At 38.9% G+C, this 12,411-nt stretch carries 9 protein-coding genes; 8 read left to right on the top strand and 1 reads right to left on the bottom strand.

Going from position 1 to position 12,411, the window contains the following annotated elements; all coding sequences use genetic code 11:
• Nucleotides 1-28 precede the first annotated feature (28 nt).
• Complete coding sequence (locus tag bhn_RS08575; protein WP_071176307.1) at nucleotides 29-277, top strand: HPr family phosphocarrier protein; 249 nt, start codon at nucleotides 29-31, stop codon at nucleotides 275-277.
• 45 nt (nucleotides 278-322) lie between these two features.
• Here bhn_RS08575 and bhn_RS08570 read toward each other — a convergent pair whose 3' ends face one another.
• The gene (locus tag bhn_RS08570; RefSeq protein ID WP_071176306.1) at nucleotides 323-1,210 is read right to left on the bottom strand and encodes a DegV family protein; all 888 of its coding nucleotides are present in this window, start codon (nucleotides 1,208-1,210) and stop codon (nucleotides 323-325) included.
• Nucleotides 1,211-1,730: 520 nt separating this feature from the next.
• Between bhn_RS08570 and bhn_RS08565 the strand changes: the two genes are divergently transcribed.
• The 7 genes from bhn_RS08565 to bhn_RS08535 all read left to right on the top strand — a co-directional run bounded on the left by bhn_RS08565 (nucleotide 1,731) and on the right by bhn_RS08535 (nucleotide 12,179).
• Nucleotides 1,731-3,371 carry a CoA transferase gene (locus bhn_RS08565; protein ID WP_071176305.1) on the top strand — a complete coding sequence of 547 codons (1,641 nt, stop codon included), beginning with the start codon at nucleotides 1,731-1,733 and terminating at the stop codon, nucleotides 3,369-3,371.
• A 26-nt stretch (nucleotides 3,372-3,397) separates the two neighbouring features.
• The gene (locus tag bhn_RS08560; RefSeq protein WP_071176304.1) at nucleotides 3,398-4,705 is read left to right on the top strand and encodes an MFS transporter; all 1,308 of its coding nucleotides are present in this window, start codon (nucleotides 3,398-3,400) and stop codon (nucleotides 4,703-4,705) included.
• Nucleotides 4,706-4,972: 267 nt separating this feature from the next.
• Complete coding sequence (locus tag bhn_RS08555) at nucleotides 4,973-6,253, top strand: sensor domain-containing diguanylate cyclase (RefSeq protein WP_161487313.1); 1,281 nt, start codon at nucleotides 4,973-4,975, stop codon at nucleotides 6,251-6,253.
• Between the two features lie 126 nt (nucleotides 6,254-6,379).
• Complete coding sequence (locus bhn_RS08550) at nucleotides 6,380-8,449, top strand: glycosyl hydrolase 115 family protein (protein ID WP_236845899.1); 2,070 nt, start codon at nucleotides 6,380-6,382, stop codon at nucleotides 8,447-8,449.
• Between the two features lie 30 nt (nucleotides 8,450-8,479).
• Nucleotides 8,480-9,961, top strand: coding sequence for a hypothetical protein (locus bhn_RS08545; protein ID WP_071176301.1), 1,482 nt, complete (start codon nucleotides 8,480-8,482; stop codon nucleotides 9,959-9,961).
• A gap of 26 nt (nucleotides 9,962-9,987) precedes the next feature.
• Nucleotides 9,988-11,463: an MBOAT family O-acyltransferase gene (locus tag bhn_RS08540; RefSeq protein ID WP_071176300.1), complete on the top strand. Its 1,476-nt coding sequence runs from the start codon at nucleotides 9,988-9,990 to the stop codon at nucleotides 11,461-11,463.
• A 32-nt stretch (nucleotides 11,464-11,495) separates the two neighbouring features.
• Nucleotides 11,496-12,179, top strand: a complete 684-nt coding sequence (locus tag bhn_RS08535) for a hypothetical protein (protein ID WP_071176299.1) — start codon at nucleotides 11,496-11,498, stop codon at nucleotides 12,177-12,179.
• Nucleotides 12,180-12,411: the final 232 nt, after the last annotated feature.

Raw genomic sequence — 12,411 nt, 5'->3', positions numbered from 1 at the left:
CTGCGAGTTATGAAAAGAGGGGAAAATTATGAAAAAAGATGTTAAGGTTTCACTGGGCTGCAAGTCTCAGATTGTTCAGTTTATCAACATGAATTCAAAATCTTCGTGTGAGATAGATGTTCAGGACGGACACAGCTTCATTGATGGCAAATCAATAGTTGGTCTTTTATCACTTAATCTTTACAGACCACTTGATGTTACAGTGATCGGAGATGACAAGAAGATCACTAATCTGATCAAGGATTATGATACACATAACCTGCTTTTAGCAGAATAAAAAAACCGCCATTTTGGCGGTTTTTTGTTTGCTTAAAATATTGGATCAATCAAGTCTTTTATTTCCCCAGAAGAATAATGCAACTGTTCCTGGGCCTGTATGACTACCAATAGTAGTACCGATGCTATATATCTTGACCTTACCCTTAAGCTTAGGGAAAGCTTCTTCAACCATATCGGCAACTTTTCTGGCATCTTCATAGCAAGCTGAATTAGAAATGTAGCAATCTCCATCATAGTCTGCACCATTTTCAGCAAGCTCGATCATTTTTTGAACCTGAGCCTTCATAACGGCTGATTTACCTCTTACTTTAGATCTTACAATGAGGTGTCCCTGATAATCTACGTTCATAAGAGGGCAGATGTTAAGGACGCTTCCGATTGTGCCTGCAACCTTTGATACACGGCCGCCTCTAACGAGATAGCTAAGATCTGATACAAAGAACCAGTGCTGGCACTCAAGTCTGTGCTCGATGACCCATTCATATAACTCATCGATGCCCATTCCCTGATCACGAAGATCAGCAAGCTTATTTGTGAGAAGACCAAAGCCAGAAGAAGCTGCAAGTGAATCAACTACATAAAGCTTTCTTTCCGGATACTTTTCTTTGAGCTGATCTCTTGCGATAGTAGCAGAGTTAAGTGTTCCAGAGATTCCGGAACTAAGTGTAAGATGAAGCACATCTTTTCCTTCTTTGAGGAAGGATTCAAAATATTCAACATATTCACCGACGCCAACCTGAGATGTTCTGGTCATGGCTCCTTTAGCCATCTGACCGTAGAAATCTTCAAAAGAGATAGACTGTCCTAGATCATCAGGATATTCCTTGCCGTCAAGTTCAAAATGAAAGCAAATATAGTGGATATCTCTTTCTGTAAAATGCTCAGCTGTTAAGTCTGCTGTAGAACAGCAACTGATAATATATTCGCTCATAATAAAACCCCTTTATTTAAATAAATCTTCAAAAAATATCATACATTATAATTACTTTTGTAGCAAATAGAATTGTATGGAAATTTGATTCCCATAAATACAGGAATTGTCTGAATTGTCTGAAAATAAAAATAATTCTTTCAAGTTGTTGACAAACTTTATCGTACATGTTATATTATATATACAATCACACAGAAGAAAAACCAAAGCAGTCGAGATGGCTACGCTTCATCAAAGACGAGCAACGGTTATCGAGGCGACTGACATCAACAGCGACGGTGGCGATGCTTCACATTAGCCTAGGGATGTCAAGGAGTCGCTAAAGGATGTGATTTAAAATATAAAGCATTAAAAGAATGCAGAAAGAAGAGGAAACTACCCTTGGAAAAGCAGAATTGAGGGCGGGTGTTCATTGAAACAATGGATGCCCGCCTATTACATTGTGTTTTTTTATAGATGATGAGATGGTATAATATAAAAAGGATATCTAATAATCAATCACTTATGAAGGGGTAAATGCATGAGTAAAGTTATGGGGAAGAAGGCTCTTCAGGCAATAATGTGCTATGCAGATCTTCTTGACAGGCTCGATGTAGAAGTTGATTCAAAAGTTATCTTTAATCTGTCTGATTCCAGACAAAAGCAGATTCAAAAAGCATGTCGCACTCACAATCCATTTCCAGGTGTGTTAAAGCCGGTTTTATTATCACTCCGAAAAAAAGCGGTAAAAAAGCTCTATGAAGATGAAAAGGTTCTTCAGACTGGTCCCGCTGCGGCTATCCTTGCGCTTGATCAGGCTCTTTTGCAGGATATTGCCAATATCAGAGGCGGTTCAAAAGAAAACCTGCCTATAATCTGTGATGTTGATATGGCTGGTCTTCAGGTCGTAAGACTTTATATGAGCTCATATTCAGGAAACAGAGAGTTTGTAAAGGCAAGATATAACTCTGCTATGAGAGTTGATAATGCTTTAAATGGCTCTTTTTATAAGTATAAGACCAAAGATGGCAGAAAGTTCTCTGCTCATGTCTATTATGAATCCCAAAAGAAAATAATGCTGGAGACTTTAGGTATCAAGAAAGACCCTGAGAAGTTTGTTTTTGGCTCACTTTTATTTGATAAGATAAGGACCCGCAGGGCAGTCAGGAAATTTGATGCTCTTGATCTTGAGGAAAAGACCTTTGAAAACGGTGCCTGCGGCTGTATGCTAAGGACAAGACAGGAGTGGGAAGAGTCTGAAGTTGGCAAGGCAGTGTGCGAAATGCCGCTATATAGGCTCACAAGGATCAGTAATACTTCCAAAAAGAAGTATGGCATATATGAAAAAAAGAGAGGACCTCTTTCAGGACTTAAAGTTCTTGACCTTACACATATCATTGCAGGGCCTGCTTGTACTAGGCTTTTAGCTGAAGCTGGCGCAGATGTGCTCATGGTAAGAAGGGGCAGATATGTTGAACAGGAGCAGGCAATGCTTGAGCTTGATGGCTGGGCTGGTAAGAACAGTGTCCAACTCGACTTCAATGTTCCGGAACAGCTAAAGAAGGCAAAAGAGCTGGTAAAGAAAGCTGACGTTGTCGTTTGTTCTTATCAGAGGGGAGCCCTTGATAAATTCGGACTTTCAGAAAAGGATATCCATAAGTTAAATCCTAATGTCATATATGGAAGTCTCATGTGCTTTTCAGATACAGTATGGGCTACAAGACCAGGATGGGCACCATGTGCAGAGGATATCACTGGTCTTAGCATCAGAAATGGTTCACTAAAAAAACCTGTTAATCTAAACGGTGTACCGCTTGATTACATTCCTGGAATGATCCTTTTTGCAGGAATAGTAAGTGCCATCAAAAAGCAGCTTACAGAAGGCGGAAGTTATACAGTTACAGCTTCACTGACAAGAGGCGGCTATTGGCTGCATGAATGTACTGACCTTTGGGAAAAGAAACGTGGAAGGATCACCATGGATTCCAACAAGTACATTATATGTAACAACATGTCCATGAATACCTGGGATGATGTGTTCACTAAAGTAGATGATACAGCTGTGGGAACTGTATACTTTACGACACCTGCCACAAATGCTGGCAAAGAGACCAATCCATATAGAGCCAAGAATATGTGGTTTGCGGATGGTCACAAAGACTTTAGAATGAAAAAACACTAAAAAGAAAATGTTGGGAGAATGGGGAAATGAAACTAAATTATAAGCGCACAATTTTGATAGGACTTGCCTTTTTGTCAATCTGCGCATTTTGGCAGTTCTACGACAACGAGATTCCAAGAATACTTAAGTACAACTTCAATCTTGGTGAGACAGCAACAGGCTTTATCATGGCATTTGATAATATATTGGCGCTGTTTCTTTTACCTATATTTGGAGTTCTGTCAGACAAGACTGATAGCAGATTTGGTAAAAGAACTCCATACATCGTAGTTGGAACAATAGTAGCAGTAACTGCTTTGTCAGTGCTGATCCTGGTGGCAAAGCCATCAGGCAATCTTCCATTTTTCGTTGTCATTTTGCTGGTGCTTTTGATTGCTATGGGAACCTACAGGTCTCCAGCGGTTTCACTTATGCCAGAGCTTACACCGGCTCCACTTCGAAGTCAGGGTAACGCCATCATCAACCTTATGGGAGCATTGGGCGGCGTATTTACCCTTGTAATGACTATGGTCCTTTTAAAAAGCGCAGAAAATGAAGCAGATACAAATTATCTGCCTTTGATGCTCAGTATAGTGATCTTGATGCTACTTGCGGTTGCTATCCTTGTGGCAACAATAAATGAAAACAAGATCAAAAAGCAGATAGAGGAAGAGGGTGGACTTCATTCTCTTGGGGAAGAGATAGAATCTGATATGGAAGAAAATAAAGGCAAAGGCGCAAAGCTTCCAAAGGATGTATTTAAGAGCCTTGTTTTCCTTCTTTTATCTGTGGCTTTTTGGTATATGGCATACAACGCTGTAACAACAGCCTATACAAGATATGTAGAAGAGGTATGGCATCTTCAGGATGGATATGCTGGAACTTTACTTATAGCAACAGTTGCCGCAGTACTTAGCTATATTCCTATCGGTTTTATTTCATCAAAGGTTGGTAGAAAAAAGACTATCCTTGCTGGAGTTGTGATCATGACTGTCTGCTACTTAGTAGCAGCTCTCATGCCGGTTTATTCATCATCTATCAATATCTTTTTTGCTCTCATCGGAATTGGCTGGGCAGCGATAAACGTAAACTCTTATCCTATGGTAGTTGAGATGAGTAGAGCCGGTGACATCGGTAAATATACAGGAACTTATTACACATTCTCAATGGCAGCCCAGGTGCTGACTCCAATATTATCCGGATTTTTACTTGAGCATGTTTCCTACAGGACTTTGTTCCCTTATGCAGTGGTATTTTCCTGCCTCGCATTCTGCACAATGATGATGGTCAAACATGGAGATGTTAAGCCACCAAAGAAGGAAAAGATCTTAGAGCATTTCGATGTTGATGACTAAGATAAATAATAAATTGTTTGTAAAAGCTATATAAAAAACGGAATATAAGTTGCTGAAATATAGTATAATTATCTGTGTACTTATGTAAACAAGATAGGTTAACCACGCTATATTTGAGGATTAAAAAGGATGAAGATATACAACAAACCTTTAAAAAGAAGTATTTTTTGGGGCTGCTTTGTATTCTTTGTCCTTTTGTGTCTTATTTTAAGTATCTTGACATACAGTACATACACAAAATCTCTTTATCGCTCATATGAAGAGAGAATGACAGACATTATAAATTACGTTGAGAATCATATTGATATCGAGGATCTTTCAGAGTGTGTCAGAACAGAAGTGGAATCCGATAAGTACAAGGAACTTATGGATTTTATGGACGGCATAATGGAAGACTTTGATATTCACTATCTTTACATTGTTTATCCGATCATGGGCGACGAACCCTGTATGGTAAATATATTATCAGCAGATACCAAGTATGGAAGAGAGTTTGAACCTGATGGATATTATCTGTGTTCTGTAGCCTATGATGATTATGAACTGGATGAATTAAAGCTTTATTATGATGCTATGAATGAAAACGATGGCTCAGATATAACTTTTTTTAAGGACTTTAGTGCCTGGGGATATGACTATACAGGGCTTAAATCTCTTATTGATCCAGATGGCAACAAGTTTGCAGTTCTTTGCGTAGATATAGAAGTATCTGAACTTAGAAATACCATAAAGCTTCATACTGCTGTAAACGTAATACTTATTGTGGCACTTGCTATAATGTTCATAACGATCTTTATGATGTGGCTCAACAAAAACATTACAGAGCCCATCAGTAAGCTTGAAAAGAGCGTAGTAGCTTTTGCTAAGACTTCGCATGATCAAAAGGATCCTGAGAAATTAAAGTATGATCCTCCAGAAATCCATACCCAAAATGAAGTTGAATCTTTATCAAATGCAGTTATACAGATGACTGATGACATGAGAAAATATGTTATCAGCGTTCTTGATGCAGAAGATAAAGTAGAAGACATGAGAAATAAGGTAAATCACATGGATATGCTGGCTTACCAGGATGCTCTTACTCATGTAAAGAATAAAGCCTGGTACGACAAGACAAAGGAAAGAGTTGATGATGATATCATAAAAGGAAAAGCCAGATTTGGTATCGTGATGGTAGATCTTAATAATCTAAAAAAGATCAATGATGGCTTTGGCCATGAGCATGGAAATGACTACATCTTTGGCGCTTGCCATGAGATCTGCGTTGTATATGATCACTCGCCGGTATTTAGAATAGGTGGCGATGAGTTCGTGGTTCTTTTGGAAAATAAGGATTACGAAACCAGAGATGAGCTTTTAAATAAGATCAAAGCAACATTTGCATTAACTTCTGCAGATGAGAGTAAAGACCCATGGGAGAGGTATTCAGCTGCTATTGGAATGGCGGTTTTTGACAGTAAAAAGGACATTTCCATGGATGATGTATTTAAGAGGGCAGATGCTCTGATGTATGAAGATAAATTAAAATCAAAAATGGCTAGAGAATAGATACTCTAGCCACTTTTTTTGTGATACTATCTTTAATAGTTGTATTTTAGTTGAAGGGAAAAATGGGGAATGATCACGTGTAATTCGAAAATAATAGGGGAATCACATTTATCAGAGGCAGTCTTGATGGCTGTAAATGCCTTAAAAAGGGATATTCAAAATACACTGTCTGATTCAGACTTAGAGGGCCTTTCTATTTCTTTTAACCATGTAGAAGATATTCAAAAGGAATGCTTTGTCATCAGGGTAAAAGAAGGTACGGAAGGTTTAAGATCTCTTGTAATATCTGCTTCAGATGATCTTGGATTTATCTATGGAATCTATTTTGTCAGCAAGAATTTCCTTGGTGTAAATGAGTTTTGGTTTTGGAGTGAGCAGGAGTTTCATAAAAAAGAATCAGTAGAGATTCCGGATGATTATTACTATGAATCTGAGCCTTACGAGGTTAGGTTTAGAGGCTGGTTTGTGAATGATGAAGTTCTGATTGATGACTGGAAAGTTGATGGGGATAATGAAAAACCCTGGGAGATGGCTTTTGAAGCCCTTCTTCGATGCGGTGGCAATATGACTATTCCAGGAACTGACGAGAACGCGCATATATATAACAAGCTTGCTTCTAAAATGGGACTTTGGGTAACACATCACCATGCAGAGCCTCTTGGCGCCAAGATGTTTGCAAGGGCTTATCCTGACCTTGATGCCTCTTATGACAAGTATCCTGAACTATTTGAAAAGCTTTGGAGAGATGCTCTGATTTCTCAGGAGGATCAAAAGGTAATATGGAATCTGGGCTTTAGAGGTCAGGGAGACAGGCCTTTTTGGTCTGATGATCCAGCCTATGATACAGATGAAAAGCGCGGAAAACTCATGAGTAAGCTGATCCGCAAGCAATATGATCTTGTAAAAGAGTACGATGATAAAGCTATCTGTTGTACCAATCTTTATGGGGAGACCATGGAGCTTTACAAAAAGGGACTTCTTGATATTCCTGAGGATGTGATCTTTATCTGGGCTGACAATGGTTTTGGCAAGATGGTATCTAGAAGACAGGGAAATCATAACCCCAGGATATATGCGCTTCCTGAGGATAACGCCGGTGGCAGACATGGAATCTATTACCATGCATCTTTTTATGATCTTCAGGCGGCAGCTCAGATGACCATGCTACCAAATTCCCCAGCCTTTGTTGTAAAAGAGATCTCTAATGTATATGACAAAAAAGCTGATGATTTCTGGATCATAAACTGCTCAAATATAAAGCCTCATGCTTATTACCTTGATCTCTTGGCAAGATTGTGGAAAAAGGCGCCAGAGACTAATGGATTTGAGACTTTTGCAGATAGCTTTACCGATGATTACTGCAATAGCTATTTTGAAGAAAAAAATGCTAAAGAAATTGCAGCTCTTTACAAGAAGTGGGCTTCTTATTGCCCGTCCTATGGCCCAAATGAAGACGACCACGCAGGAGAGCAGTTTACAAATCATGGAGCAAGGGTTCTTACTACAGGTTTTGTAACAGCTTTTGACAAAAAAGATCCAGCAAATACCAAGGCGGCTGATGAGTGGAAGTGGTTTTCAGATAAAAAGACCTTAAAAGAGCAGATTTTAGATTATAGACCGATCATTGAAAAGGCTTTAACCGGCTACAAAGAGTATTTAGATCAGTCCCTTGAGCTTGATAACAGGATTGAAGGAATAGATAAAGACAGGTTTGAAGACCTCTTTATCTGGCAGGTAAAGTATCACTATTATAGCTATCTTGGTGCTCTTCATACATGCGATGCTATATTAAAGTGCCTCGTAGAAAAGAAGCCTGAGTTTGACAATGCGGCAGAGAGAGAAGTAATAGACTGCATTTCACAGGGACAGGATAAAGAGGGAGAGCCTGATTATCTAGGAGCTTTTTATGAAGCGGGCCTTGCAGCAAGAGCCTTTAAAACAGGCTATGAAGAAATGAGAAAAGCTGAAAAGGGCGTATTCAAAGGCTTTTTTAACAACGACTGCGAAGCAGACATAAGGCAATCATATTATGTTCTTTGTGGACTTATGTCATTTGTCAGATTCCATGGCGATGGACCACATTTTTATAAGTGGCAGAGGATGTATCAGCAGGGCGCAGGTGGAAATAAGGTTCATCTTATCCTTAGGATCAGAAAGCACCTGACTGACCAGGAACTCTTTGAACTTATGCTATAATGAAGTGATAAATTTATTTCAGGGGATCGTATGAAAAGAAAATTCTTATTACTTACAAAGACAGTAGCTTTTTTGCTGATCTTATTATTCTGCTTTATGGCAGTGGCGCTTGTTGTTGAGCGCAAATCCAGCTACATAAAAAATGAAATGTATATTCAGGAGGCTGAAAAAGAGCATGTAGACGTGTTCTTTTTGGGTTCTTCTCATGTGATAAATGGTATCAATCCTGTTCAGCTTTATGATGAGCAGGGCATTACAGCTTATAACCTTGGAGGATATGGCAGTGTCCTTTTATCAAGCTATTGGCAGTTCAGACTTGCTCTTGAGAGACGCATACCTGATCTTGTAGTGATCGATGCCTATATGCTTGAAAATGACATTAGATATGTGGATGATCCAAATGCCAATGTTAATAGTGATGAGCTCCATCTTAACATCGACAGATTTCCACTTACAAGGACCAAGATCCTTGCTATAAACGACATGTTTCAGGATGATTCCAAGAAATATCCGTACCTTTTCGACTACATTATCTATCATGACAGATGGAAGGAACTGGATTCAGACGATTTTAACAGACTTACCGGCAATGCAGATATCAACAGACTTATGGGTGCAGAAATGAAATATGTTATGCACTCAGATGGCTTTACTTATACTGATTATGGCGCAGGAACTCTTGACAGAGAGACAGTTGGTACTACATACCTTAGAAGGATCATTGATGACTGCCAGATAAGAGGTATTAAGGTGGCCATAGTCACAGTGCCTTTCCTTGCTATGGCAGAAAATCAGGCTGCAGCTCATACAGCTAGCCAGATTGCTTCTGAATATGGTATTCCATGTCTTAATATGCTGGAGATTACGGATGTAGTAGATTACGGACTTGATTTCATGGACGCCGGTCATCTTAATATCTTAGGAGCTACCAAGGTTACAAGATATATCGGTAACTGGTTAAAAGAGAACTTCGACCTTGCTGATCATAGAGGCGACGCAGAGTATGCTACCTGGCAAAAATGCGCAGATGAGTTTTACGAGAATCAGAGAAATACTCTTACTGGTAATGCAGATATCCATACCCAGCTTATCATGTTGAAGCTATGCGGTGACTCAACATCTTTTGCTTTTAGCATACGAGGCGGCTCTGTGGCTTACGCAGATGATGTGCTCATGAGACAGTTAAAGAGCCTTGGAGCAGGAGAAAAGCTAGATGAAGCAATAGCTTCTAAATCTTCGTACTTCCTGGTATCAGACCATGGAAATGTCACAGAGTTTGCAGGAGATGATGAAGAAAAGGTGATCGAAACTGCAGATGGTGTGATCACATATGAGGGCGTAAGTGATCTTTACAGGATCATGAATATTGGTGATGACAAGGAAACGAACCACCTTTATTCTGATGAATTTGCCTATTCAGATGTACAGCTGATCTTCTTTGAAGATGGGGAGGTGACTTCCCACCAGTACTACACAGGCGATAGCTTTAATTACAGCTACGAAGAAAGATGATCTACTAACTAGTATGGAGGAATGAAATGCAGTTTGTATCACTTCAGTTCCTGGCTTTTCTAATGGGAACCATATTCATATATTTTATTATTCCGAAGAAAGTCAGATATATCTGGCTTCTTTTGGCAAGCATGGCATTTTACTATGTTGTAAGTGGCAAATTTTTAGTATTTTTGATAGCGGTCACGCTTGTTACCTATGGTGCAGGACTTCTTATCGAAAAAAATATCGAAAAGGCACCTAAAACAGCAAAGCTTTGTCTTGTACTTAGCATAGTGCTTTTGGTCTGCTTATTAGGATATTTTAAATACACAGGCTTTTTACTTGAAACAGTCGGAAACATAGTAAGTCTTTTTAAACTTTCAGATACCATGCCGGTAGTAAATATAATACTTCCTGCCGGAATTTCTTTTTATCTGTTCCAGAGTATTGGTTATCTCATTGATTGCTACAGGGGCAAGATCCCTGCTGAAAAGAACTATCTCCAGCTGGCACTTTTTATTTCATTCTTTCCACAGATCACTTCAGGACCGATAGAAAGAGCTGGAAATATGCTGCCTCAGTTCAAGGAACCAAAGGACTTCTCCTATGAAGCTATGAGAGATGGACTTCTTTTAATGCTTTGGGGATATTTTCAGAAGATCATAATAGCAGACAGATTAGCGGTGCTTGTAAATAAAGTATACGAGTCACCTTCTTCATATACTGGTACAGTACTTTTTCTGGCAACAATCTTTTATACTTTTGAGATTTACTGCGATTTTGCAGGATATTCATGTATCGCCATTGGAACAGCACGTATCATGGGTATCAAGATCATGGACAACTTTACTCAGCCATATCTTTCCGAGTCAGTGGCTGAATTTTGGCGTAGATGGCATATCTCTTTATCCTCATGGTTTAGAGATTATCTCTACATTCCTCTTGGCGGAAACAGAAAAGGCTATGTCAGAAAGCTTATCAACCTTATGATAGTTTTTGCTGTAAGCGGCCTTTGGCATGGAGCAGCCTGGACATTTGTAGTATGGGGACTTCTTCATGGAGTATTCCAGGTTCTTGGCATTGTCCTTAAACCTGCAAGAGATAAGCTTGTAGAAGTCTTTAAGATTGATAGAGACAGTTTTTCTCATCACCTTTTAAAGATACTTGTAACGTTTATGCTTGTTAATATTGGCTGGATATTCTTTAGAGCAGACAGCTTTGGAACTGCAATCTATGTACTGACACATATGTGGAAGGTAGCACTTTGGAGCCTTACTGATGGTACTATGTTTACACTTGGCCTGGCTGAAGCGGATGTGCGACTTGTTATCTTGTCTTTAGTTCTTTTGGTAATAGTCGATGTACTTGGCAAAAAGGGCATTGTCATCAGAGAATGGATAGTAGCACAGAGCTTGTGGCTTAGATGGCTCATATATATTGTAGCGATCATATTTGTGGTTACCTGCGGAGTTTGGGGACCAGGATACGATGCAGCTACATTTATCTATTCCAGTTTTTAATGCTTATATTATTTTACTTGGAGGAGTAGGGAATGATACGAAGATCACAGTACAGATGCAGCTTTAAACTAATGGGAGGCGATATGCCTCTTGATAATATCTTAGATAGATGCAGACAGGAACTTTTAGAGCTTATCAGTAATGGAAAGCTATGCAATGCTTCGTTTTACAGATATAAGGACATGGGATTTTTGTATTTAGAGGAGATCATCGAAAATGCTGATGAAAAAAACATTGATGTTGATGCTCTTATGGCTGATTTAAAGCCATATTTAAAACCTTGGCCAGAAGAGGATGGAGATAGATTTTTTGCTCCAATGATAAACGTTTATTACCATCATATTCCAGAAGATGACCTTGATAAGTGGGAGCATGAAAGAACTACATCTTCAAAGCAGCGCATAGGAAGGATTGCTTTTGTATATCCTCATAAGCTGCCTTCATACATCATGTATCACAATGCGATAGTAGAAGAGGGACTTTTAAAGGGAGATAAATATGCATTTATCTCTGTTCATGAGAATATTTTATTTTCCTACTATGAAGAGCCTAGAAATAATGTAAATATCAAAAACTCAGATGAAGAGTCTAAGGTGATAGATAAGTGGCTTTCAGTAGATCCGGAGTCTCATTTTGACAGGATCAAAGCAGAAGGAAGCAATTTCCTTGTAATACCTTGCCTTTTCTCAGTAGATAGGATAGACCTTCTACAATAGTGATATTTTGAACATTAGTCCTATCTGGCGAAGACCAGATAGGATTATTTTATTGTAAGAAGCATACAAAAACAGGATAAAAATTTTAAAGCAAAAGCTACACATTTAATAAATAAATAGTTGCGTTATACGGAAGAAGGCTGTAAAATATTTAGCGGACGCGTCGCGTCTAATTTTTAACGAAGCTTTAAATTGTAATTAGGAAGTGATATTCATGCTGTTATTGAGGGTT

The sequence above is a fragment of the Butyrivibrio hungatei genome (assembly GCF_001858005.1).
Taxonomy (GTDB): Bacteria; Bacillota; Clostridia; order Lachnospirales; family Lachnospiraceae; genus Butyrivibrio; species Butyrivibrio hungatei.
This window is presented reverse-complemented; position numbering and strand designations above follow the sequence as displayed.